Raw genomic sequence first — 23,675 nt, forward strand, 5'->3', positions numbered from 1 at the left:
CCTGCTGGACCACAGGGGGGCAAAGCGCAACCGGCTTTGTCATGGTGCGGCTTTGTTGTCCGGGCCGCCAATTCCATATTGCAGCGCACAAACCTTTCGCGCACACTCCCGTTCATGATCACAGCCGGCCTGCACCACCTCACCCGCTATCGCTACAGCAAACCGATCCGTTTGGGGCCGCAGGTGATCCGCCTCCGCCCCGCGCCGCACAGCCGGACGCAGGTGCCGAACTATTCGCTGAAAATCAGCCCGGAAAACCACTTCCTCAACTGGCAGCAGGACCCGCATGGCAATTGGCTGGCGCGGCTGGTTTTTCCCGATCCGGTCGATCATTTCAGCATCGAGGTCGATCTGCTGGCCGATATGGTGGTGATCAACCCCTTCGACTTCTTCGTCGAGGATTATGCCGAGGAACGCCCCTTCGCCTATGATCCGGCGCTGAAAGAGGATCTGGCCGCCTATTTCGATGTCGAACCGCAAGGCGCCCTGTTCGAAAAGCTCTATGAACGCTTTGCCGATGTAAAACAGCGCACGGTCGATTTCCTCGTCGATGTGAACATGGCGGTCTATCAGGCCGTCAATTACGTGATCCGCATGGAGGCCGGGGTTCAGGAACCGGAGGAAACGCTGGAAATCGGATCGGGGTCATGTCGCGATTCGGCTTGGCTGCTGGTCAATCTGCTGCGGCGGCTGGGTTTTGCCGCGCGCTTTGTCTCGGGCTATTCGATCCAGATGACGCCCGATGTCATCCCGGTCGAGGGGCCCAAGGGCGTCTCGCAGGATGTCTGTGACCTGCACGCATGGGCCGAGGCCTATGTGCCGGGCGCGGGCTGGATCGCGATGGATGCGACGTCCGGCATGTTGGCGGGCGAAGGGCATATTCCGCTCTGCGCCACGCCGCATTACCGATCCGCCGCGCCGATCAGCGGCCTTGCCGAACCGGCCGAGGTCGATTTCCATTTCGAGATGGGCGTCCACCGCATCCATGAAGCGGTGCGCATCACCAAGCCCTTTACCGACGAGCGCTGGGACGCGGTGCTGGCGCTGGGGGACAAGGTGGATGAGGACATTGCCGCGCAGGACATGCGCCTGACCATCGGGGGCGAGCCGACCTTTATCGCGGACGGCGATTTCGAGGCACCCGAATGGAACAGCGATGCCGTCGGCCCCACCAAGGCCGCCTATGCCGACCGACTGATCCGCCGCCTGCGTGATGAATTCGCGCCCGGATCGCTGCTGCATCACGGGCAAGGCAAATGGTATCCGGGGGAAAGCCTGCCGCGCTGGGGCTATTCGATCTATTGGCGCAAGGATGGCGTGCCGGTGTGGCGCGATGCGACGCTGATCGCGGGCGAAACCTTGCCGCGCGAAACGCCCCCGCCCGAGGTGGCACCGCAAAGCGCGGAGCAGGTGATGCGCGGCATTGCCGCCACGCTGGGTGTGGATGAGGAATTTGTTCAGCCGGTCTATGAAGACGCGGTGGAATGGATCGTGCGCGAGGCGCAATTGCCCGATAATGTGGCCCCCGATGATCCCGAACTGGAAAACCCGGAGGAGCGCGCACGCTTCATGCGCACGTTCCAGCGCGGCCTGAACAAGCCGGTCGGCTATGTCCTGCCGGTCCAGCGCTGGTGGCAGGCGGCGCATCAGCCGATCCGGCGCTGGCGGTCGGAAAAGTGGCGACTGCGGCGCGGGGCGCTTTATGCGGTGCCGGGCGATGCGGCGCTGGGCTATCGCCTGCCGCTTTCCTCGCTGCCCCATGTGGCAGCCTCAGACTATCCTTTCATCAACCCGCAGGACACCGCCGCGCCGCTGGCGCCTTTGCCCGATTTCTATGGTCTGGCGGCCGAGCGCGAAGCTGCCGCGCGGACGCAGGGCGCGTTTCAGCGCGTATCGGATGCCCCGCCCCAGCCCACCGGCAACACCTATGTCGAACAGGTGGCCATCGAGGGCGTGGTCCGCACAGCGATTACGGTCGAGGCGCGGCGCGATCACCTTTGCGTCTTCATCCCCCCGGTCGAAACGCTGGAGGATTATCTCGACCTCATCGCTTCGGTGGAGCGCGTGGCGCAGGAAAGCGGCCTGCCGGTGCGGATCGAGGGCTATCCTCCGCCCACCGATCCGCGCCTGATGGTGCTGAAGGTCACGCCTGACCCCGGCGTGATCGAGGTCAATATCCAGCCCTCGGCCTCTTGGCGCGAATCGGTGCACATCACCGAAACGCTCTATGATGTCGCGCGCGAGGTCGGGCTGACGGCGGACCGCTTCATGGTCGATGGCCGCGCGGTGGGCACGGGCGGGGGCAATCATATCGTGCTGGGCGGGCCAAGCCTGCTCGACAGCCCGTTCATCCGCCGCCCCGATCTGCTAAAATCCTTCGTCACCTATTGGCAGCGGCATCCCTCCCTTTCCTATCTCTTCTCCGGCCTGTGCATCGGCCCGACCAGTCAGGCCCCGCGTATCGACGAGGCCCGCCATGACGGGTTGTACGAGCTGGAAATCGCGCTCGCCCAAGTGCCCGGCCCCGATCAGCCGCAACCGCTGGCATGGGTGGTTGATCGCCTGTTCCGCAATCTCTTGGTGGACGTGACGGGCAACACCCATCGCACCGAAATCTGCATCGACAAATTGTTTAGCCCCGATGGCCCCACAGGCCGCCTGGGCCTTGTCGAATTTCGCGGTTTCGAGATGCCGCCAGACGCGAAAATGAGCCTTGCCCAGCAATTGCTGATCCGCGCTTTGGCCGCGTGGTTCTGGCGAGAGCCGCAAGGCGGGCCGCTGGTGCGCTGGGGCACGCAATTGCACGACCGGTTCATGCTGGGGCATTTCGTCTGGGCCGATTTCCTCGATGTCTTGTCCGATCTGCGCCGCGCGGGCTATGATTTCGACCCCGTGTGGTTTGAGGCCCAACGCCAGTTCCGCTTCCCCATCCACGGGACGACCGAAGGCGGCGGGGTGCAACTGGAAATCGCCCATGCGCTCGAACCTTGGAACGTGCTGGGCGAGACGGGTGCGATCGGCGGGACCGTGCGCTTTGTCGACAGCTCAACCGAGCGTTTGCAGGTGCGGGCCACGGGCCTTGTGGCCGGGCGCCATATCATCACCTGCAATGGCCGCCGCATTCCCATGAACCCCACCGGCACGCCCGGCGAAGGCGTGGGCGGCGTGCGCTACAAGGCGTGGTGGCCGTCCAATTGCCTCCATCCGATGCTGCCACCCCATGCCCCGCTGACCTTCGACATCTATGACACATGGAACCATCGCAGCCTTGGCGGCGCAGTCTATGAGGTCGCGCATCCGGGCGGGCGCAATTACGATACGGTGCCAGTGAACGCGTTCGAGGCCGAGGGGCGGCGCAAGGCGCGATTCTTCGACATCGGCCATACGCCGGGGTTCCAGCCAACGCCCGCACAGGAATGGCCGGGCGAATTTCCGATGACGCTCGACCTGCGCCGCCCCGGCTGGCTGGGGTAACTTGGCCACCCGCGCGCCCCGCAAGGCCCAGCCGGTGGACTGGCTGAAGGACTATCCGGTCGATGTGGACGCGGGCGACCTGTTTCGCCATGCCCCGCCCGAGGTCGCCGCCAAATGGCGGATGATGGCGGGCGGGCTCCATACGCTGGCGCGGGATTCGGGCCTGTCGGCGCAGGAACTGCTGGCGCGCCAGATTGCCGACATGGGCATGAGTTTCCGCATGACCGGCGATGCGGAGGAGCGCAGTTGGCCCCTGACGCCGATGCCGCTGATTGTCGGCGCGCAGGAATGGGCCAAGGTCGAGGCAGGGCTGGTCCAGCGCGCGCGGCTGCTCGAAGCGGTGGTGGGCGATATTTACGGCCCGCAGGATCTGGTGCGCGAAGGGCATCTGCCCGCCGCCGTGGTCGCGGGCAGCCGCTATTTCGCCCGCGCGATGGGCGGGGTTCTGCCGCGCCGGGGCCATTATATTCACGTCTATGCGGTCGATCTGGCGCGCGGGCCGCATGGCCAATGGCGCGTTCTGGGCGACCGGCTGCGGCTGGCCAATGGCGTGGGCTATGCGCTGGAAAACCGGCTGGCGCTTTCGCGCGGGACGGGCTCGCTGCTCTCGGATATTCATGCGCGGCGGCTGGCGGGATTCTTTGGCCAATTGCGTCAGGGCCTGTCCGCCGACTGCCCGCGCGAATCGCCGCGCATCGCGCTGCTGACGCCGGGGCGCTTCAACCAATCCTATCCCGAACAGGCCCATCTGGCGCGCTATCTGGGCTTTCCGCTGGTCGAAGGGCGCGACCTGTCTGTGATCGACGGCAAGCTTTATGTGCGCACTATCGGCGGGCCAAAGCGGGTCGATGCGCTGTGGCGCTGGATCGACACCAATTCGCTCGATCCGCTCAATTTCGATGCGCGCTCGACCATCGGTGTGCCCGATCTGGCCGATTGCTGGACCGGCGGACAAGTGGCCATGGCCAACTGGCCCGGCGTCGAGGTGGTTGAGGCGCCCGCCTTTGCCGCCTTTTTGCCGCGCCTGTTCCAAACCCTGCTGGGCGAAGACCCGCTGCTGCCCAATGTGGCGACATGGTGGTGCGGGGGCGAGCCGGAGGCGGATCTGGTGCGCGGGCGGCTGGATGAATTGATGGTGGCCCCCGCCTTTGGCCAAAGGGTCGAGGGGCTGGCCACGGTGCAGCCGGCCCATGGTGCGCAATTGACACCCGAGGCGCGCGAGGCGCTGCTGGCCGCCATGGCCCGCCGCCCGATGGATTATTGCGCGCAGGAAATCATCAACCTGTCCACCACCCCCGCCCTGATCGAGGACCGGTTCGAACCGCGCCCCTTCACGCTGCGCGCCTTTGTCGCGCGCGGGGCCGATGGCGAATGGGTGGTGATGCCGGGCGGTTTTGCGCGCCTGTCCTCATCGGGCAAGATCGCCTCGACGCTGATGGGCGAAGGCGACCTTTCGGCTGATGTCTGCGTGGTGGACGAGGCCGACGAGGAGAGTTTCAGCCGCGTCACCCTGACCGGCGCGCCCGCGATCCGGCGCGATGGCGGCGTCTTGGCGGCGCAGGCGGCCGACAATCTGTACTGGTTCGGCCGCTATGGCGAGCGGGCGGAAATGACGGTGCGCGTGGTCCGCTCGATCCTGGGCGGCGGGATCGAAGTGGACGCGGGCGCCAGCGGCCATCCCGAAGTGCGTGCAAGGCTGGTGGATCTGCTGGCCAATTGGGGGGCGCTGGCCCCTGGCCATTCCGCGCTTTCCCCCGCCGAGGCGTGCCGCGCGGCGCTGGTTGAACATGCTCTGCCGGGCGGCGTGGCGGCGCTGCTCAACACCCAGCGCAATGTGGGCCAATCGCTACGCGACCGTTTCGCGCCTGATTTCTGGCGGATCGCCAGTCGGCCTTTGCCGCTGCTCGATTCGCATCGGCCCGGCGTGCTGCTGCGCGTGGCGCGTGAACTGGTCGAGCGTTTCGCCGCGCTTTCCGGCCTTGGCGCGGAGGATATGGTGCGCGGGCCCGCATGGCGTTTTCTCGACATGGGGCGTCGTATCGAGCGCGCCCTTTCGCTGTGCCGCATCGCACGCCAATTGGAAGGCGCGGGCGAGGAGAGCGACCGGCTCAACACTTTGCTCGACATTTTCGACAGCCAGATCACTTATCGCTCGCGTTATCTTTCGGCGCCGCTGCGCGATCCGGTCTATGACCTCCTGCTGCTCGACCCCGACAATCCGCGCAGTCTGGTCCATCAGGTGCAGGCCATCGAGCGCCACATCGCCGCCCTGCCCTCGCTGCGCGAGGATGCCTTGCCCGAGGCGCCGCTGCGCGAGGTGCGCGCGGTGCTGGCCCCTCTGATCAGCCTGACGGTCGATCAATTCGACGGGCCGCGCATGACCGAGATCGAGATGCGGCTTCAGGCCCTCTCGGATTCGATTTCCGCGCGCTACTTCCTGCAATTCGATGCGGCGGTTGCGGGCCGCACGCCTCTGCAAGGCTGACCCTTTCATGCGCTATCGCATCCATCATACCACCAGCCTGCGCTATGAGGGCGTGGTGCGTCTGGCGCGGCTCAACCTGCGGCTGAAACCGGCGCTCTGGCCGGGACAGCGGGTGGAGAATTTCGCGCTGAAACTCGACCCGCCCCCCGCCGAGATCGAGGCCGGGGATGGCCCCTGGATCGTCCACCGCCATCGCGTGATCCTGCGTGAACCGCTCTCGGAACTGAGCATCGAAAGCCGTTTCGATATTGAGGTGAATGAACCGGCCCTCGCGCCCGATGATGCCGCCGCGCCCGGCATTGCCGACATTCGCGCTGCCGCGCTGGCCCTTCCCGATCTGTCACCGATGGGGCCGGCCTCTTATCTGTTTGCCTCGCCCATGGCCTCGCCTTCGGCCGCGATTGCGCAATGGGCCGCGCCCTTTCTGGCCCCCGATCAAAGCGTGCTGGCCGCCGGTCACGCATTAATGAAAGCGATCCACGAGAGCTTTGCCTATGACGGCACCGCCACCAGCGTGACGACCACCGCGCAGGACGCCTTTGAACAAAAGCGCGGCGTGTGTCAGGATTTCGCCCATGTGATGATCGTGGCTGCGCGGGCGCATGGCATTCCGGCCGCCTATGTCAGCGGCTATCTGCGCACGCTGCCCCCGCCGGGTCAGCCGCGTCTGGTGGGCGCCGATGCGATGCATGCCTGGGCCGCGCTGTGGTGTGGTCAGGCCATCGGCTGGGTCGGTTTTGATCCCACCAATGATGTGCTGGCCGGGACCGATCATATCTTTGTCGCGATGGGGCGTGATTATGCCGACATCGCCCCGATCGACGGCGTATTTCTGGGCGGTGCAGGCCAAAATCTGGCGGTGTCGGTCGATGTCGAACCGGTGGAAGATTGATGCGCGCGGCTTGACTTGCATGATGGCGGGTCCATGCATGGCGCGATGGAGAGCATGCCCAGACGCGATCTGTTGACCGGCCTTGGCCTTGCCGGATTGCTCCTGCCCGAGGCGGTGGCCTATGCCGGGATGGCGGGGCTGGCGCCGGGGCGGGCGATTGCGGCGGCGGTGGCTGGCGCTCTGGCCTATGCGGTGGTCGGGCGCAGCCGATATGCGGTGATTGCGCCCACATCCTCCTCGGCGGCCATTCTGGGTGCGGCGCTGATCGGGCTTTCGGCCGAGGGCGTGGGCGACAAGGGTTTGAGCCAGGGGGGCGCGGCAGCCACGGCGCTGGTGGTGATGACCGGGGTCATCTTTGCCGCGCTGGGTGCGTTCCGGCTGGGCAGTCTGGCCGGGTTTATCTCGCGCCCTGTGCTGCGCGGCTTTGCAATGGGGCTGGCGATCACAATCATCGTGCGCCAATTGCCGCATCTGTTGGGGATCAGCGTGCCGGGGGCGCCGATGTGGCGGCTGCTGGGCGAAATCGGCATGGCGCTGCCCCGAACCAACTGGCCCAGTCTGCTGCTGGGGCTTGGGGCGCTGGCGGCGCTGCTGGCGCTGCGGCGGGCGCCGCGTTGGCCCGGATCGCTGATGGTGATCGGCGGCGGGCTGCTGCTGGGCTGGTGGCTGGACCCGGCGGCATGGGGGGTGGCGCTGGTGGGAGAGGTGGCGCTGACATGGCCCGATTTCGCGCTGCCGCCCTTTGCGCTGCTGCCGCGTCTGGCTCAGATCGCGGCGCCGATTGCGCTCATCCTGTTTGCCGAAAGCTGGGGGACGATGCGCAGTCTGGCCCTGCAGAATGGCGACCGGCTCGATGCCAATCGTGAACTGAGCGCGCTGGGTCTGGCCAATCTGGCGGCCGGACTGGCGCAGGGCATGCCGGTGGGTGCGGGCTTTTCGGCGGCCAATGCCAATGCCTCGGCGGGCGCGCAAAGCCGGTGGGCGGCGATCATGGCGGCCTTGGCGCTGCTGGGGCTGGCGCTGTTTGCCGCGCCCGCCATCGGGCGGATTCCCGAACCCATTCTGGCCGCCGTGGTGATCGCCGCGCTGACCCATGCTCTGCATCCCGGCCCGATCCGCCGCCTGTTTCAGATCCGGCGCGATGGCTGGGTGGCGGTGGCTGCGGCGGTCGGCGTACTGGCGCTGGGGGTGCTGAATGGGATGCTGGCGGCGATTGCGCTGTCCATCGCCATGCTGCTCTATGATCTGGCCCATCCCTCGATCAGCACGCTGGGCCAGGTGGGCGACAGCCATGATTATGTCGATATCGCCCGCCATGACGATGCGCGCGCGCCCGCCAACATCGCGCTGTTTCGCCCCAATGCGCCGCTGTTTTTCGCCAATACGGAAAGCGTGCTGAATCTGATCGCGGCGCGCGCGGCGGCATCGGGCGCGCCGGTGGTGGTGCTCAGCCTTGAGGAATCAAACGATCTGGACGCCACCGCCATCGATGCGCTGGGCGAATTCGTGCTCGACCGGGCGCAGCATGGCCAGCGCGTGCTGCTGGCCCGCGCGCATGACCGGGTGCGCGATGTGCTGGTGGCGGCGGGCATGGCGCAACTGGCGCAGGATTCGACATTTTCGGTGGCCGACGCCGTGGCGCGGGCGGGGGCATCATGGCAGGACAGCGCCATCTGAGGAAAAGGAAAGCCCCCTATGGCCATGAACCACCCGGTCCAGCCGGTCCTCAATCCGGTCCGCCTGCGCGATCTGCGCCCGACGCAAATGACCGTCGGCATGGCCGAAGTGCGCGACAAGCAGCAGCACTGGCGCGACCAGAAACAGGCCGGGCAATGGCTGGGCCAGCATCTGATCCCGGTGGTGCATGGGCCGGGCGACACATGGTGGGTGATCGACCATCACCATCTGGCCCGCGCGCTTTATGAGGAAGGTGTCGAGGAGGTGCTGGTTTCGGTCGAGGCGCGGCTGGGCAAATTGAGCAAGAAACGGTTCTTTTCGGTGATGGACTATTACAACTGGCTCCATCCCTATGATGACAATGGCAAAAGGCATGACTGGTCGGATCTGCCGCGCCATGTGGGCAAATTGGCCGATGATCCGTTCCGCTCGCTGGCGGGCGCGGTCCGGCGCGGGGGCGGCTATGCCAAGACATCCACGCCTTATGCGGAGTTTTTATGGGCCGATTTCTTCCGCGACCATATAAAACGCGAGAAACTCGAAGAAAATTTCGCTGCCGCGCTGGCCAAAGCGCTGAAATTGGCCAATAGTCCCCAAGCAGCCTATTTGCCGGGCTTTGCCGGCCCGGAAGGATGATGAAACCATGAAAGCTCTCCAAGCCTATTTCGCCCAGACCGGCGGGCCCGAAGTGATCCGCTGGCACGAGGTCGATCTGCACGAACCGGGCCCCGGCGAAATCCGCGTGGTGCATGAGGCGGTGGGGCTGAATTTCATCGACACCTATTATCGCTCGGGCCTCTATCCCTGCCCCCTGCCATCCGGTTTGGGCAGCGAGGCGGCGGGCGTGGTCGAGGCGGTGGGGCCGGATGTGGCCGCTTTCAAACCCGGCGACCGCGTGGCCACCTTTGGCCCGGCGCTGGGCGCCTATGCCACGGCGCGGATCACACCCGCATCGGGGTGGTTCCGCATCCCCGACGGTATCAGCGCCCAGACGGCGGCGGCGGCCATGCTCAAGGGCTGTACGGCCGAATTTCTGGTTGAGCGCGCGGTGGCGCTGAAGAGTGGGGATTGGGCGCTGGTCCATGCGGCGGCGGGCGGCGTAGGGCAGATCCTCGTGCAATGGCTTCATGCGCTGGGCGTGCGGGTGATTGGAGTGGTCGGGTCCGAAAGCAAAGCGGCCATGGCCAGCGAGGCCGGGGCCGAAACCGTTCTCCTGTCCGGCTCGCCCGATGTGGCGGCGCAAGTGCGCGAGATCACCGGCGGGATCGGCGTTGCGGCCAGTTTCGACGGCGTGGGCGCGGCGTCCTGGCCGGTATCGCTGGCCAGCGTCCGGCCGCGCGGCACCATCCTGTCCTTTGGCAATGCCAGCGGCCCGGTGACGGGCGTCGCGCTGGGCGCTCTGGCCGCAGCGGGCTCGCTCTATGTCACGCGGCCCCGGCTGTGGGACTATTACGCCACCCCGGCGGAAAGCGCGGCGGGCGTCGCGCGCCTGTTCGACATGCTGGAGAGCGGCGCGGTCAAGGTGCCCGTGGGACAGAGCTTTGCCCTGACCGATGCGGCCGATGCGCACCGCGCGTTGGAGGGGCGCCAGACGGTGGGGGCGAGTGTGTTGGTGCCTTGATCATTTGGCGGGGTAAGGGGTTTATGCCTCCGGCCCTTTGCCCGCCGGAGGCGCCTTCCTAAACCCTTCAAGCCTTCTGCGAACGCAACAACATCGCGCCAAACCCCATGAACACGCCGCCCGTCACGCGGTTGAACCAGCGCTGGGCGGCGGGGCGGCGCAGCCAGCCGGCCAGCCCCCTGCCGCCGACAGCATAGGTGAAGTAGCAGAAGGTCTCGATCACGGCGAAGGTGCCGATCAGGATGGAAAGCTGGATGGCCTTGGGCTGCGCCGGGTCGATGAACTGGGGCAGGAAGGCCGCGGCAAAGAGCAGCGCCTTGGGGTTAGAGATGGCGATGGTGAAGCCCCCGCGATAGACCGCCCAGCGCGACAGGCCGGGACGTTCGAACTCGACCGTTTCTTCGCTCTCTTCGGTGACGGGCGCGCGCCATGCCTTGATGCCCAGATAGACCAGATAGGCCGTGCCGATCAGGCGCAGCACCTCAAACGCGCCGGGCAGCGCGAAAAGCAGCGCGGTCAGGCCCAGCGCGCTGGCCGTCATCATCACCACCAGCGCGCTCATGCAGCCTGCCATGGCCGGAAACGACCCGCGCAGGCCCAACTCGACGCTGCGGCTCATGATATGGAGCATGTTGGGGCCCGGAGAGGCGCTGATCAGGAACACGGTGAGGCAATAAAGGCCCCAGAGATGCAGGTTCATAACAGAACTCCCAAAACTGCCAGCGCGATACCGGCAAGCCCCAGACCCGCGCCCAGCCACAGAAACAGCCGCGCCGCCATGATCTGGGACAAGGCCAGCAGCAAAATGCCCAGCAAAAGCGCGCTTTCGCCAAGGCCAAGCCGACCGCTGCGCTCCGCCGCAGAGGATGCCTCGGCCCGCAGGCCCGCGATCCGCGTGGCGATGGCGTCGATGCCGGGCGCACGCGGGGCGCCCGGCTGCGCGCTCAGCTTGCCCTGACGCAGGACAGCCGCCTCGCCCAAGGCGCCTGCGCGCACGTCGCCGTCCAGCCCGCCCTGATTGGCCTGCGCGATCAGCATCGTCTCGCGCGCCTTCATCGCCTCAACCATCGTGGTGGCGTCCGCTGCGGCCATGGCCGCCTGAATGCTCTCGCGCTGGGCCGAAAGCATCGCGATATGAATGATGCCGGTCAGCACCACAGCCAGCACGATCAGGGCCACGCACACAGGGGAGGATTTCGTCTCTGTCATATCCGTGACTTAGCCGGGTGGCGGAAAAAAGAAAGGGGGCCGCTTTGGCCCCCTCCCCCTTGGTTCGGATTGGCCGGATCAGGCCGCCGCGCGGCGCTCCTGCGCCTCGCTGTTCAGTTCCTCGGCCAGCAGGAAGGCCAGTTCGATCGACTGCGCACCATTGAGACGCGGGTCGCAATGGGTGTGATAGCGATCAGCCAGCGTGGCGTCGGTCACGTCGATCAGGCCGCCGGTGCATTCGGTCACATTCTTGCCGGTCATCTCGATATGGATGCCGCCGGCATGGGTGCCCTCGGCGCGGTGCACGGCAAAGAAGTCGCGCACTTCCTTGAGGATACGCTCGAACGGACGGGTCTTGTAGCCGCTGTCCGACTTGACGACATTGCCATGCATGGGGTCGGACGACCACACGACCGGATGGCCCTCGGCCTTCACCGCGCGCACCAGAGCAGGCAGATGGGCCTCGACCTTGTCATGGCCGAAACGGGCGATCAGCGTGATGCGACCGGCTTCGCGCGCCGGGTTCAACTGATCCAGCAGACGCAGCAGCAGTTCGGGCGCCAGCGACGGACCGCATTTCACGCCGATCGGATTGCCCACGCCGCGCAGGAATTCGACATGCGCCGAATTGTCGAAGCGCGTGCGGTCGCCAATCCAAAGCATATGCGCAGAACAATCGTACCATTCGCCGGTCAGCGAATCCTGCCGCGTCAATGCCTGCTCATAAGGCAGCAGCAGCGCCTCATGGCTAGTGTAGAAATTGGTGCCCTGAAGCTGGGGCACGCTTTGCGGATCAACACCGCAGGCTGCCATGAAGTCCAGCGCCTCGCCGATCTTATCGGCCATCGCGCTGAAACGTTCGCCCCAGGGGCTGTGGTCGAGATGCTCCAGCGTCCACTTATGCACCTGACGCAGATTCGCATAACCGCCGCTGGCAAAGGCGCGCAGCAGGTTGAGCGTCGCCGCGCTCTGGCCATAGGCCTGCAACATGCGCTGGGGATCATTGCGGCGCGATTCCGGGGTGAAATCGCTGCCGTTGATGATGTCGCCGAAATAGCTGGGCAGTTCCAGATCGCCGATCTTCTCGGTCGGCGCGCTGCGCGGCTTGGCGAACTGGCCCGCGATACGGCCCACCTTGACCACCGGCTGCTTGCTGGCGAAGGTCAGCACGACCGCCATCTGCAGCAGCACGCGGAACGTGTCGCGGATCGCGTTGGGATGGAATTCGGCAAAGCTTTCCGCGCAATCGCCGCCCTGAAGCAGGAAACCCTTGCCTGCCGAAACCTTGGCCAGCTCAGCCTTGAGCGCACGCGCCTCGCCCGCAAAAACCAGGGGGGGAAAGTTGGCCAGCGTCTGCTCCACCCGGCCGAGTTCTTCGGCGTCCTGATACACGGGAAGGTGCCGCGCCTCGCGGGTCTTCCAGCTTTCCGGGGTCCAGTTGCTTGCCACTTTTCCTTACTCCACACGCCGCATCACGTTACGGCCTTGACGAAAGATGTACCACCTAGTACATACCACGAGATAAAACCTGCCCATTGCCGTGAATCCCATAGATGTGATTCTGCCGTGCATTAGACAAGGTTGCTGCCCATACAGGGCTATGCGGCGCATGGATAGCCGCTCTTTTCGATCAGATTGAACGGAAATTCCCGCGATGGAGAGCATGAATGCCTCCATCGCAGGCGGAATTTCGCCCTATTTACGCTCAGGCACGATGGCCAGACGGAAAGCGCGGTCCTTGACCAGCCAGCGCGCCGCCAGCGCCTGCAACTCCTCAGGCTTCACATTGACATAATCGGCCATCAACCCGCGCACCTGCGCATAGCGGCGTGGGTCCTGCGTCGCGCCTTCGATCTGGCTCATGAAGAAGGCTGTGCTGGACGAGGCCCGCGCCACCTGCTGACGCAAGGGCTCGGTCACCAGCGCCAGTTCGCTGGCCGGGATCTTGCGCGTGGCCAGATCGGCCGCAATCCGATCCACCGTTTCAAAAAACAGCGGCACCATCTGCGGCGTCACCTGCGCGCTGGCCGAAACCGTGCCCCCGCTGGGCAGATCGATGGGCCAGTCGGCCGACACCTGCGGCGCATAGGAGGCCCCGCTCTTTTCACGCAAAGCGGCCAGCAGGCGGTTGGCAAAGACCTGGCTGAGCACTTCGAGATGGCGGCTCTCGCTCAGCCCCTCCACCCCGCCGCCGGTCGGCCATGTCACCACGGCGGCGGCCTGATTGGCATCGCCCTCATGGGTGATGACCACCGGCTGCGCGCTGGGCTGGGCAAAACCATAGCCCTTGGTCGTGGCCGGCTGCAAAGGCCCGCGCGGCGCCAGCGCGCCAAAGGTCTTTTGCAGCGCTTCCATGCCCTTGGCGCTGTCGAAATCGCCAAACACCTGGACCTCGATCGGCCCCTGCGCCAAAATCGGCGCCCAGACCTGACGGAAACCCTCTGGCGTCACCTTGTCCAATTGCTGCGGCGTGGGCACCGCAAAGCGCCCGTCATTGCCCCGCTGGAGATAGCGCAGATCGCGCTCCATCACCCCTTGGGGGCTGGCGGCATAGGAGGAAAACTGGATCTTGCCCGCAGCCCGGGCGCGCAGCAAAGGTTCCGAATCCCAGCGCGGCATCGCGAATTTGGCGGCAAACAGATAGAGCTGATCCTCCAGATCCTCTGCCCGCGTTTCGCCGGAAAACTGGAACGAGCCGTCATCGATGCGGAAGTCAAAGCCCAGCTTGCGCCCCGCCGAAATGCGGTCCAGCTCCTCCTGCCCCAGCGGCCCCTCGCCCGAACTGACCAGCGCGAGTTGGCCCAGCGTGGCATAGGCATTGTCGCTGGGCTTGAAAGCCTGCCAACCGGCGCCAAAACGGACCTTGACGATCACCCGGCCCGGATCATCCTTGGTGGGCCAGAACTGCGCCTTGACCCCATTGGCAAAGGTCAGTTCCTGCACATCCAGCATCCCGGTCGGGCGAACCACGGGCGGGGCCGAAGGCGTGCCGATGGCGGGCAACTGGGCAAAGCTGATAGGCTTTTGCGCGGCGCGGGCGCGCTCGTCCGGCACCGCCTTGGTCAGCAGCGCCTCGCGCAGATCCTGCGGACTGGCCTCGCCCTTTTCCGGTGTGACATAGAGCGAGCGGATCACCTTGCCGGCAAACAGGCTGCGCGCGTGCTGCTGCACCGCCTGCGGGGTAAAGAGCGGCATGGACTGCTTGAAAATGTCCTGCACCACGGCCGGAGAGGCGACCGTCTCGTGAATATCGACCGCCTGCACCAGATCATCGGCCAGCTTGCCGCCGGGCAGCAGGGCGCGCTGCTGGACCTGCGACTCGAACACGACATTCATCTCGGCGGCTTCGCGCGCAATTTCCTCAACGCTGGGCGGGCGGTCGAGCATGTCGGCGATGATCCCGCGCACCTCGGTCAGCGCCCCGCGCCAGTTGCCGTCCAGCGGCGAAACGGTGACGAACGTGCCATCGACCGAGCGCGACTCATTCTCCTGATCGACCCGCGCGGAGAGGAAATCGCCCCCTGACCGCGCCCGTGCCTCCAACCGGCGGTTGAGGATCGCCAAGGCCAATTGGTCCAGCATCAGCCCCTGATTATAAACCACCGTATCCTGCTTTTCATGCCATGGGCGCAGCACGGCATAGATCAGCGAACGCGGCACGGTCGGCTCGATCATCACCTGCGCGGTGCCGACCGGATTGGCCGGATCGGCCCCTGCGGGCGTGGTGGGCGCGCCGAAATCGGGATCGGGGGTGGCCGGGCCGGTCGCCTTCCATTCGCCAAACCATTTGGAAACCAATGCGGCGGTCAGGCGCGGATCGGCATCGCCTGCCACCACCACCGTCACGCGTTCCGGGCGATACCAGCGCTGGTGAAAGGCGCGCAAAGTGGTCTGGCGCGCTCCGTTGATCGTTTCGACATCGCCCACCGTGACATGCGAGGCCAAAGGCTGGCCCTCGGCCATCAGCTTGCGCATGGCGATCATCAGACGCTCGGCCGTCCCGCCCCTCTCGCGCTTTTCGGCCAGCACAATGGGGGCCTCGATGCGAATGTCGCTGTCCGAAAGGTTGGGCGCAAAAACCATGCCCGAAATCAGCTTCATGCTCTCATCCAACGTGGCGGGCGAGGCATCGGGCAGGTCGATCTTGTAGGTGGTGGCCGTGGGCGTGGTTTCGGCATTGGTGTCGCTGCCGAATGTCGCGCCCAGACGCTGCCATGTGGGGATCGCCGCGCCCTGGGGCAGATAGCGGCTCTGGCGGAACACCAGATGTTCGATCAAATGGGCAAACCCGGCCTCTTGCGGCTTTTCATTCATGGCGCCGACATCAACGCGCACGCGGATGGACACCTGCCCCGGCGGCACCTGATTATTGCGCACGGCCCAGCGCACCCCATTGTCCAGCACCCCGAAATACCATTCCCGGTCATGGGGCACGTCGCTGCCTTTATACAGCCACGGCGCGTCCTGCGAAGGCAGAGGCGGCAGGGCCGAAACGGTGCGGGCCGAGGATGTCTGGGCACCGATCAGCGCCAGCGAGATGACTAGCGAAAGCAGGCGGGGGGCGCGGGATAAATGGCTCATAATCCAAGCTATAGGGAGGCCCATCCTTAAAGGCCAGTGAACAGCGCCCGCTTTACGCCGCCAAAACTGCAACATTTGCCTGACAAATGGCTTTTCCACCCTTGTCGATACCGGCCAACGCTCCTAAATCAGCGCCCATGTTTATCGAGACGGAAACCACGCCCAATCCCGCCACGCTCAAGTTCCTGCCCGGTCGGCAGGTCATGGTGGCCGGAACCCGCGAATTTATCGACGAGGAACAGGCCGAAGCCTCGCCGCTGGCCGCTGCCTTGTTCAGCCTCGGCGACGTGACGGGCGTGTTCTTCGGCCGCGACTTCATCTCGGTCACCGCCGGGCATGGCGCGGGGTGGAGCGATCTGAAACCACAGGTCGTGGCCATGCTGCTCGATCACTTCATTTCCGAGGCCCCCCTGTTTGCCGCCGGAACCGCCGCGGGCATCAGCGTCCCGGCTGAAGAGGATTTCCCCGGCGACCGCGAAGAGGATGCCGACATCATCGACCAGATCAAGGATCTGATCGAAACCCGCATCCGCCCGGCCGTCGCCAATGACGGCGGCGATGTGGCCTATCGCGGATTCCGCGACGGCGTGGTCTTTCTTCAGATGCAGGGCGCCTGCTCGGGCTGCCCCTCGTCTTCGGCCACGCTGAAGAATGGGATCGAAAGCCTGATCAAATATTACGTGCCCGAGGTGACCGAGGTTCGCGCGGCGTGAGCCCGGCAATGTCGGGGCCTGATCCGCGCGGCGGGCGCTGGCTGGCCATTGAATGCACGACCGAGGCCTGCTCTGTGGCGCTGTTTCGGGATGGCGGCCTTGTGGCGGGCGAATACCGGCAATTGGGTCGCGGCCATGCTGAGGCGCTGGTGCCGATGATCGCGGCCCTGCCCGAACGCGGGCGGGCCGATGCGATTGCCGTGGGTCGCGGGCCGGGCAGCTTTACCGGATTGCGCATCGGCCTTGCTGCCGCGCGGGCGCTGGGGCTGGCGTGGCGCGCGCCGGTCTATGGCTATCCCACGCTGGCGCTGATCGCATCCATGGCGCTGGAGCGCGAGCACGGCCCGGTGCGCGTGGCCACCACCGGCGGCCATGGCGAATGGTTCACGCAAAGCTTTGATGCCCAAGGGCGCGCCTTGGGCGATCTGCTTTCACAGCGGCCCGAAGCCGCGATAGCCCATGGCGAGGCGCTGATCGCAGGCAGTCAGGCAGAGGCGCTGCTGGCCGCACGCCGGGCGGCGGGTGGCGCGGACGGACTGGCGCTGGCACTGTGGCCCGATGCGCGCGCGGTGGCGGGGTTGAACCCGGCCCACTTCTCTCAGGATCTCAGCCCACTTTATGGCCGCGCGCCCGATGCCCGGCTGCCGGGCGGGCGCCTGCCTGATACGCCCTCCGTCTCCGCCGCCTGATTCGCAGGATTTGCTAAAGCCATGATGCCCAAAGACGATGTTGATCGCATCATGGAGGTCATGGACGCCGCCTTTGACCCGTATTGGGGCGAGGCGTGGAACCGGATGCAGATCGAAAGCGCGCTGGCGGTCGGCAATACGCATTACTGGCTGATCGCGCCTCATGGCGCCGCGCCGGAAGAAGGCGAGGACGCGGCCGGATTCGCGTTGGTGCGGCAGATTTTCGACGAAGCCGAACTGCTGCTTTTTGCCGTCTCGCCCCAGTGGCGGCGGCGCGGACTGGGCGCAAGATTATTAGTCAGAACATTAGACGACATGAAAAGATCGGGCGTCCGCAAGGTGATGCTTGAAATGCGGCGCGGCAATCCAGCCGAAACTCTTTATCGCGCAACAGGTTTCGTGCCCGTCGGACTCAGACCCAAGTATTACCGCTGCGCCGATGGCGAGAGGATTGATGCGGTCACATTTTCCTTTCCCGCAGATGAACAGAACAACTGATTGAGCCGAAAAAAGGCGTCATTCCAATGTATGTTCAATTTTTCTAATTCTCCATCTTGAATAAATCTTGAAATCGTCGCAATAGAGCATGGTGCAGCTGGGATGGAGCTGCATAAACAAAACAAACAAAAACAGACAATCGGGTCATAAGCAAAAGAGAAGGCTACATCCCATGAGCACGATCGAAGTCGATTCCAAGGAAACCCTCATCACGCTGACGTCGGACATTGTTGCCGCGCATGTCAGCAACAACAGCGTCAGCGTTGAGGAAGTTACCGCCCTCATCACCAATGTTTTCAATGCCCTGTCGGGTCTTGGCCAACCTTCGGCTCCGGTAGAAACCCCGCCCGAACCGGCTGTTTCGATCCGCGCCTCGGTCAAGCCTGATCACATTGTGTGCCTTGAGGACGGCAAGAAGCTCAAGATGCTCAAGCGCCACCTGGCGACTCACTATAACCTGACCCCGGAACAGTATCGCGCGCGCTGGAACCTGCCCGCCGACTATCCGATGGTTGCCCCCAACTATGCCGAAAAGCGCCGTGAACTGGCCAAGTCGATCGGCCTTGGCCGCAAGCCCAGCGTCAAGCGCGGCCGCAAGCCCAAGGCTGCGGCCTGAGGCCACAATACGGCGGCTTTGTCACCGTTTATCACCGCATAGCAGGTTGAAGTTTTGCCCTGCCGGCTCCATAGTCGGCAGGGCAAACCTTTTCTAAGACACGGACCCCCAGTGCATCAGCAAATCGACATCGAAACCCTTTGCCAGCAGCGCGGCCTGCGCATCACCGAGCAACGCCGTGTGATCGCCAAAGTGCTGTCGGAGAGCGACGATCACCCCGATGTGGACCAGCTGCACGCGCGCGCAACAGCGGTCGATCCGGGCATTTCGATTGCGACGGTCTATCGCACGGTGCGCCTGTTTGAAGAAGCGGGCATTCTGGACCGCCACGACTTTGGCGATGGCCGCGCCCGGTATGAGGCCGCGCCCGAGGCGCATCATGACCATTTGATCGATGTGGAAACCGGGCATGTGATCGAATTTGTCGATCCCGAACTGGAGGCTTTGCAGCGCCAGATTGCCGAGAGGCTCGGCTATCGACTGGTGGACCACCGACTGGAACTGTTCGGGGTCAAGCTGGAACGCGAAACCAAGAAATGAAAAGGGCGGGGTCTGATCCCCGCCCTTTCTTTATTCAGACAAATTCCTCGGTATCCATCGTCGCCTGCATCGCGGCGGGATAGCGCGGACCGGAAACGGTGCGCTGGTTGATCAGCCCGTCCAGCTCGGCCAGCGTGGCGTCCGCGGGCCGCCAATCGACGCGGGCAATGTTGTCGCTCAAATGCTGGCGATTGGTCGTGCCGGGGATCACATGCACATGATCACCGCGCGAAAGCACCCAGGCCAGCGACAATTGCGCGGGCAAGACCCCTTCGCGCGCGGCAATGGCGTTGAACGCATCGACCAGCGCGAGATTCTTGGGCCAGTTTTCATCGTTAAAACGCGGATGGGTGCGGCGCAGATCCTTCTCCTCCAACGCGCCCGGTTCGCGCACGCCATTGGCCAGCACCCCGCGCGCCAACGGGCTGAAGGCCACCAGCGCCACGCCCAGTTCGCCGCAGGTCTGCAGCACGCCCAGTTCAGGATTGCGGGTCCAGAGCGAATATTCGGTCTGGACGGCGGTGACGGGACATGCCGCATGGGCCTTGCGCAGCGTGTCCGCGCTCATTTCCGACAGGCCATAGCCGCCGATCTTGCCCGCTGCGATCAGATCGCCCATCGCGCCTGCGCTTTCCTCGATGGGAACGGTGAAATCGCGGCGATGCATGTAATAGAGGTCAATGTAATCGGTCTGCAGCGCCTTCAGGCTCTTTTCCACCTCAGCCTTGATCGTCTCGGGCTTGCAATCAACATAGCGGCGCTGACCATCGGCAATCAGGCCCATCTTGCTGGCGAGGTAAACGCGGTTCCGTTGCCCCTTCAACGTCTCGCCGATTAGTTCCTCATTCTTGCCGCCGCCGTAAAGGCGTGCGGTATCGAAATGCTCGTAACCCATATCGAGCGCCATATTCAGCAAAATCTTTGCCTCTCGCGGCTCGGGCGGTTGAGCATAGGCCCAGCTGACATTCATGCAGCCAAGGCCGATGGGGTTCACATCCTTGCCACCAAGTTTGCGGGTGATGGGCATTGGGGGGTCCTTGTTCAATGGCGAGTTTTATGCCTCCGGCGGGCAAAGGGACTCGTCCCTTTGCAATCCCATTACCGGGTTTGTCGAGGGGGCGTCATCGAATTTGCCATGAACATGATAAAGCCTGCGGCGCTGCGAGCTTATACTCGATGGCACCGCAGGCTTTATCATTTCAACGTTGCGTCCGACACGCAAGGCCCGACTGATAGCGCAACGAATACAATAAAGGGAGCGCGAGGGACGAGTCCCTCGCATCATTCCACTTACTTCTTCATCGCGTTCAACTGCACTTCCAATTCGCCCAGCACCCGATAGCAATCGAGTACCTTGCCCACCGACGAGTTGGGCTCGCGCCCTTCGCGGATGGCGGCGATGAATTCGCGGTCCTGCAATTCGATGCCGTTCATCGACACGGCCACCTTCGACACGTCGATCGCATTTTCGCGACCATCGACCAGATCGTCATAACGCGCGATATAGGTGGCAGTGTCGCCGATATAGCGGAAAAAGGTGCCCAGCGGACCGTCATTGTTGAACGACAGCGAGAGCGTGCAGATCGCGCCGCTTTCTGCCTTCAACTGGATCGACATATCCATCGCGATGCCCAGCGTGGGGTGATACGGCCCCTCGATGGCATTGGCCGCCACGATCTTGCCCGCCTGATAGGCGAACAGGTCCACCGTATGCGCGGCATGGTGCCAGAGCAGGTGGTCGGTCCAGGAACGCGGCTCGCCCTTGGCGTTCATGTTGCTGCGGCGGAAGAAGTAGGTCTGCACATCCATCTGCTGGATGTTGAATTCGCCCGCCGTGATCTTGTTGTGCACATACTGGTGGCTGGGGTTAAACCGGCGCGTGTGACCCACCATGCAGGTCTTGCCCGTTTCCTGCGAAACCTTCAGCACTTCCTGCGCGTCGGCCCAGCTGTCGGCCAGCGGGATTTCGACCTGCACATGCTTGCCGGCCTTCATCGCGGCAATGGCCTGGGCGGCGTGCATCTGGGTGGGGGTGCAAAGGATCACCGCGTCCACATCGTCGCGGGCCAGCGCATCGTCCAGTTCGGTCGAGGAATGCTTGGCGCCATATTTCGCGGCGACGGCTGCGGCCTGTTCGCCGGTGCGGCTGATGATCGAGGTGATTTCAACGCCGTCGATGTTCTTGAGGCCATCGAGGTGCTTTTCGCCAAAGGCGCCGGCGCCGGCAAGGGCAATACGCATGAGAGGATACTCCATCAAAGGAATGGCCGGGGCACCATAAAGCGCCCCGGCATCAGAAATCAGTCGGCAGGTTCCAGCACGATATGGCCGATGGCCGTGTTGCTGCACGGGATATGGTAATGGCGGTGCAGCGTCTTGACCTTCTTGCCCAGCGCGCCGCGCATGATCAGCCACATCACCATTTCGATGCCTTCGCTGCCCGTTTCGCGCAGATATTCGATATGCGGGATATGGCGCACATCGTCATTGTCGCTTTCCAGCATGTCGAGGAACTTGTTGTCCCATTCGCGGTTCAGCAAGCCCGCCCGCGGCCCCTGAAGCTGGTGGCTCATCCCGCCCGTGCCCCAGATCTGGACGTTGAGGTCTTCAGGGAAGCTTTCCACCGCCTTCTTGATCGCCTCGCCCAGCGCCCAGCAGCGGTTGCCCGAGGGAACCGGGTAGGTGACCACGTTGACCGCCAGCGGGATGACCTTGACCGGCCACTTGGCGGGCTTGTCAAACATCATGCTGAGGGGAACGGTCAGGCCGTGATCAACATCCATCTTGTTGATGATCGTCATGTCGAAATCATCAAGGATCAGCGACTGGGCAATGTGCCAGGCCAGATCGGGATGACCTTCGACATCGGGCACCGGGCGCGGGCCCCAGCCCTCGTCGCAGATGCCGTAGCGCTCGGCGCAGCCGATGGCGAAAGTGGGCACGATGTTCATGTCGAAATAGCTGGCATGATCGTTGTAAACCAGCACGATCACATCAGGCTTCTGCTGCTTTTCCCATTCGCGGGTCCAGTCATAGCCCGAAAAGATCGGGCCGAAGTAATCGTCGCGATCCTTGCCCTGATCCACGGCCACGCCCAACAGGGGCACATGGCTGGAGCCGACACCGGCGGTAATCTTGGCCATTTTCTTGCCCCTTATTTCTTGGACGCGGCAGCAGCCGCCTGATTTTCACGGATCGAGCGGTTGCCTTCGGGCGAACGGCCGCCATCCAGCATCATCTGGCGATATTCGGGCCAGGTCATGTCGGTCATCGTGCTGACCGCCTCGGCAAAGGGCAGACCATCGGCCGAAAACAGCTTGGAGAGGAAATAGACGTTCCCGCCCAGATCGAGCAAAGCGTTGTAATCGCGGCGCAGCAGCGCCTGCTTGCCCTCTTCGGAAATATCCCATTCGTCCAGATAGGCGCGCTCGTCCTTTTTGAAACGCTCGCGGTTTTCCGGTTTCATCATGCTCATGGCAAACTGGTTGATCCAATAGCCACGACGCGCGCGCGCCGCCGTATAAACGCGGGTGCCGGGAATATCCTCGAATTCGGCCAGATATTCGTGAATGTTCTGTGTGGGGTTCTCAGCCATCGTCATTCTCCCAAACCCGCCCCCGCCCGGTTGCTGCCGGACAGGGCGGGTCGTTGATTAAAGGCCGCGCGCCTTCAGCTTGGCGTCCAGACGCGGGAACACACGGCGGGCATTGCCCTCGAAGATCGCGTGACGTTCGGCATCCGAAATATCCAGCGCATCGACATACCGCTTGGTGTCGTCGAAATAGAAACCGGTGGTGGGATCAATCCCGCGCACCGCGCCCACCATTTCCGACCCGAACAGGATGTTCTTGTTGTCGATCACATCGGCCAGCAGGTTGATGCCGGGCTGGTGATAGACGCAGGTGTCGAAAAAGATGTTGTTCATCAGATGGGTGTCGAGCGACGGCTTTTTCAGCATGTCGGCAAGACCGCGATAACGGCCCCAGTGATAGGGCACCGCGCCGCCGCCATGCGGAATGATGAAGCGCAGCGTGGGGAAGCGGCTGAACAGATCGCCTTCGAGCAATTGCATGAAGGCAATCGTATCGGCCGCAATGTAATAGCCGCCCGTCGCGTGCATTGCCGGGTTGCACGAACCCGAAACGTGGATCATCGCCGGAACATCGAGTTCCACCATCTTCTCATAGAAGGGGAACCAGTATTCGTCGGTCAGCGGCGGATGCTTGAAATGGCCGCCGCCCGGATCGGGGTTCAGGTTGCAGCCGATGAAGCCCATCTCGTTGACGCAGCGCTCCAGCTCCTTGATCGAGTTGGTCAGATCCGCCTCGGGCGATTGCGGCAGCATGCAGACCGGCTCGAACACGCCGGGGAACAGGCCCACCACGCGTCCGATCAGATCGTTGCAGGCCTGCGCCCAGGGCACGGCCACGCTCTGGTCGCCGACATGGGGGGCCATTGCGCTGGCGCGGGGCGAAAAGATGGTCAGGTCCGCGCCGCGCTCCTTGATGAGGCGAAGCTGATTGGCCTCGATCGTCTCACGGATTTCATCGTCGCTGATCTTCGGATAGGCGGGTGCCGCCACGCCTGCCTTGAAGGCGGCCTTCTGTTCCTCACGCCACGCATCATGCCCCTTGGGCAAAACGGTGTAGTGGCCATGACAGTCAATAATCAGGCTCACGG

The 23,675-nt window shown here is 64.2% G+C and carries 20 protein-coding genes; 11 read left to right on the plus strand and 9 right to left on the minus strand.

The window, feature by feature from the left end; translation table 11 throughout:
* Window positions 1-114 precede the first annotated feature (114 nt).
* The 6 genes from PQ457_RS10805 to PQ457_RS10830 are packed head-to-tail and all read left to right on the plus strand — an operon-like array spanning window position 115 to window position 10,149.
* Window positions 115-3,474, plus strand: a complete 3,360-nt coding sequence (locus PQ457_RS10805; protein WP_273616877.1) for a transglutaminase family protein — start codon at window positions 115-117, stop codon at window positions 3,472-3,474.
* Between the two features lies 1 nt (window position 3,475).
* Window positions 3,476-5,959, plus strand: coding sequence for a circularly permuted type 2 ATP-grasp protein (locus PQ457_RS10810; protein ID WP_273616878.1), 2,484 nt, complete (start codon window positions 3,476-3,478; stop codon window positions 5,957-5,959).
* Between the two features lie 7 nt (window positions 5,960-5,966).
* Window positions 5,967-6,851 (plus strand): transglutaminase family protein, encoded by an 885-nt coding sequence (locus PQ457_RS10815; protein ID WP_273616879.1) that lies wholly within the window; start codon window positions 5,967-5,969, stop codon window positions 6,849-6,851.
* A 54-nt stretch (window positions 6,852-6,905) separates the two neighbouring features.
* Window positions 6,906-8,528 carry a SulP family inorganic anion transporter gene (locus PQ457_RS10820; RefSeq protein ID WP_273616880.1) on the plus strand — a complete coding sequence of 541 codons (1,623 nt, stop codon included), beginning with the start codon at window positions 6,906-6,908 and terminating at the stop codon, window positions 8,526-8,528.
* A gap of 18 nt (window positions 8,529-8,546) precedes the next feature.
* Window positions 8,547-9,164 (plus strand): ParB-like protein, encoded by a 618-nt coding sequence (locus PQ457_RS10825; protein ID WP_273616881.1) that lies wholly within the window; start codon window positions 8,547-8,549, stop codon window positions 9,162-9,164.
* Between the two features lie 7 nt (window positions 9,165-9,171).
* Window positions 9,172-10,149, plus strand: a complete 978-nt coding sequence (locus PQ457_RS10830) for a quinone oxidoreductase family protein (RefSeq protein ID WP_273616882.1) — start codon at window positions 9,172-9,174, stop codon at window positions 10,147-10,149.
* Window positions 10,150-10,216: 67 nt separating this feature from the next.
* On the opposite strand, the gene PQ457_RS10835 is transcribed toward PQ457_RS10830, so the two are convergent.
* From PQ457_RS10835 to PQ457_RS10850, 4 genes are all read right to left on the minus strand, one after another.
* The gene (locus PQ457_RS10835; protein WP_273616883.1) at window positions 10,217-10,849 is read right to left on the minus strand and encodes a LysE family translocator; all 633 of its coding nucleotides are present in this window, start codon (window positions 10,847-10,849) and stop codon (window positions 10,217-10,219) included.
* Entirely contained in the window at window positions 10,846-11,358 is a 513-nt protein-coding gene (locus tag PQ457_RS10840; RefSeq protein WP_273616884.1) for a DUF4337 family protein, read from the minus strand. Before PQ457_RS10840 ends, PQ457_RS10835 begins: the two co-directional genes overlap by 4 nt.
* A gap of 78 nt (window positions 11,359-11,436) precedes the next feature.
* A complete protein-coding gene (locus PQ457_RS10845) occupies window positions 11,437-12,807 on the minus strand; it encodes a class II 3-deoxy-7-phosphoheptulonate synthase (protein ID WP_273616885.1) in 1,371 nt (456 codons plus the stop codon).
* A gap of 246 nt (window positions 12,808-13,053) precedes the next feature.
* Window positions 13,054-15,939 carry a M16 family metallopeptidase gene (locus tag PQ457_RS10850; RefSeq protein ID WP_273616886.1) on the minus strand — a complete coding sequence of 962 codons (2,886 nt, stop codon included), beginning with the start codon at window positions 15,937-15,939 and terminating at the stop codon, window positions 13,054-13,056.
* 137 nt (window positions 15,940-16,076) lie between these two features.
* On the opposite strand from PQ457_RS10850, the gene PQ457_RS10855 reads away from it, so the two are divergent.
* From PQ457_RS10855 to PQ457_RS10875, 5 genes are all read left to right on the plus strand, one after another.
* Window positions 16,077-16,652 (plus strand): NifU family protein, encoded by a 576-nt coding sequence (locus PQ457_RS10855; protein ID WP_273616887.1) that lies wholly within the window; start codon window positions 16,077-16,079, stop codon window positions 16,650-16,652.
* 8 nt (window positions 16,653-16,660) lie between these two features.
* On the plus strand, window positions 16,661-17,341 hold the full coding sequence (tsaB, locus tag PQ457_RS10860) for a tRNA (adenosine(37)-N6)-threonylcarbamoyltransferase complex dimerization subunit type 1 TsaB (RefSeq protein WP_273619305.1): 681 nt from the start codon (window positions 16,661-16,663) through the stop codon (window positions 17,339-17,341).
* 60 nt (window positions 17,342-17,401) lie between these two features.
* Window positions 17,402-17,839 carry a GNAT family N-acetyltransferase gene (locus PQ457_RS10865; protein WP_273616888.1) on the plus strand — a complete coding sequence of 146 codons (438 nt, stop codon included), beginning with the start codon at window positions 17,402-17,404 and terminating at the stop codon, window positions 17,837-17,839.
* Between the two features lie 172 nt (window positions 17,840-18,011).
* Window positions 18,012-18,455, plus strand: coding sequence for a Ros/MucR family transcriptional regulator (locus PQ457_RS10870; RefSeq protein ID WP_168603707.1), 444 nt, complete (start codon window positions 18,012-18,014; stop codon window positions 18,453-18,455).
* Window positions 18,456-18,566: 111 nt separating this feature from the next.
* Window positions 18,567-18,995 (plus strand): Fur family transcriptional regulator, encoded by a 429-nt coding sequence (locus PQ457_RS10875; protein WP_168603708.1) that lies wholly within the window; start codon window positions 18,567-18,569, stop codon window positions 18,993-18,995.
* Between the two features lie 34 nt (window positions 18,996-19,029).
* Here PQ457_RS10875 and PQ457_RS10880 read toward each other — a convergent pair whose 3' ends face one another.
* The 5 genes from PQ457_RS10880 to PQ457_RS10900 form a co-directional block, all read right to left on the minus strand.
* Window positions 19,030-20,022 carry an aldo/keto reductase gene (locus PQ457_RS10880; RefSeq protein ID WP_273616889.1) on the minus strand — a complete coding sequence of 331 codons (993 nt, stop codon included), beginning with the start codon at window positions 20,020-20,022 and terminating at the stop codon, window positions 19,030-19,032.
* A 263-nt stretch (window positions 20,023-20,285) separates the two neighbouring features.
* Window positions 20,286-21,236: a Gfo/Idh/MocA family oxidoreductase gene (locus PQ457_RS10885; RefSeq protein WP_273616890.1), complete on the minus strand. Its 951-nt coding sequence runs from the start codon at window positions 21,234-21,236 to the stop codon at window positions 20,286-20,288.
* 59 nt (window positions 21,237-21,295) lie between these two features.
* Window positions 21,296-22,138, minus strand: coding sequence for a class III extradiol dioxygenase subunit beta (locus tag PQ457_RS10890; protein ID WP_273616891.1), 843 nt, complete (start codon window positions 22,136-22,138; stop codon window positions 21,296-21,298).
* Between the two features lie 11 nt (window positions 22,139-22,149).
* On the minus strand, window positions 22,150-22,590 hold the full coding sequence (ligA, locus tag PQ457_RS10895) for a protocatechuate 4,5-dioxygenase subunit alpha (RefSeq protein WP_273616892.1): 441 nt from the start codon (window positions 22,588-22,590) through the stop codon (window positions 22,150-22,152).
* Between the two features lie 57 nt (window positions 22,591-22,647).
* Window positions 22,648-23,673 (minus strand): amidohydrolase family protein, encoded by a 1,026-nt coding sequence (locus PQ457_RS10900; protein ID WP_273616893.1) that lies wholly within the window; start codon window positions 23,671-23,673, stop codon window positions 22,648-22,650.
* Between the last annotated feature and the right edge of the window lie 2 nt (window positions 23,674-23,675).

This window comes from Novosphingobium humi (genome assembly GCF_028607105.1).
Classification (GTDB): Bacteria; Pseudomonadota; Alphaproteobacteria; order Sphingomonadales; family Sphingomonadaceae; genus Novosphingobium; species Novosphingobium humi.

Coding starts and splice junctions, on each gene's coding strand:
- PQ457_RS10805 (WP_273616877.1), top strand. CDS start 115: ATGATCACAGCCGGCCTGCACCACCTCACCCGCTATCGCTACAGCAAA.
- PQ457_RS10815 (WP_273616879.1), top strand. CDS start 5,967: ATGCGCTATCGCATCCATCATACCACCAGCCTGCGCTATGAGGGCGTG.
- PQ457_RS10820 (WP_273616880.1), top strand. CDS start 6,906: ATGCCCAGACGCGATCTGTTGACCGGCCTTGGCCTTGCCGGATTGCTC.
- PQ457_RS10825 (WP_273616881.1), top strand. CDS start 8,547: ATGGCCATGAACCACCCGGTCCAGCCGGTCCTCAATCCGGTCCGCCTG.
- PQ457_RS10830 (WP_273616882.1), top strand. CDS start 9,172: ATGAAAGCTCTCCAAGCCTATTTCGCCCAGACCGGCGGGCCCGAAGTG.
- PQ457_RS10835 (WP_273616883.1), bottom strand. CDS start 10,849: ATGAACCTGCATCTCTGGGGCCTTTATTGCCTCACCGTGTTCCTGATC.
- PQ457_RS10840 (WP_273616884.1), bottom strand. CDS start 11,358: ATGACAGAGACGAAATCCTCCCCTGTGTGCGTGGCCCTGATCGTGCTG.
- PQ457_RS10850 (WP_273616886.1), bottom strand. CDS start 15,939: ATGAGCCATTTATCCCGCGCCCCCCGCCTGCTTTCGCTAGTCATCTCG.
- PQ457_RS10855 (WP_273616887.1), top strand. CDS start 16,077: ATGTTTATCGAGACGGAAACCACGCCCAATCCCGCCACGCTCAAGTTC.
- tsaB (WP_273619305.1), top strand. CDS start 16,661: ATGTCGGGGCCTGATCCGCGCGGCGGGCGCTGGCTGGCCATTGAATGC.
- PQ457_RS10865 (WP_273616888.1), top strand. CDS start 17,402: ATGGACGCCGCCTTTGACCCGTATTGGGGCGAGGCGTGGAACCGGATG.
- PQ457_RS10870 (WP_168603707.1), top strand. CDS start 18,012: ATGAGCACGATCGAAGTCGATTCCAAGGAAACCCTCATCACGCTGACG.
- PQ457_RS10880 (WP_273616889.1), bottom strand. CDS start 20,022: ATGCCCATCACCCGCAAACTTGGTGGCAAGGATGTGAACCCCATCGGC.
- PQ457_RS10885 (WP_273616890.1), bottom strand. CDS start 21,236: ATGCGTATTGCCCTTGCCGGCGCCGGCGCCTTTGGCGAAAAGCACCTC.
- PQ457_RS10890 (WP_273616891.1), bottom strand. CDS start 22,138: ATGGCCAAGATTACCGCCGGTGTCGGCTCCAGCCATGTGCCCCTGTTG.
- ligA (WP_273616892.1), bottom strand. CDS start 22,590: ATGGCTGAGAACCCCACACAGAACATTCACGAATATCTGGCCGAATTC.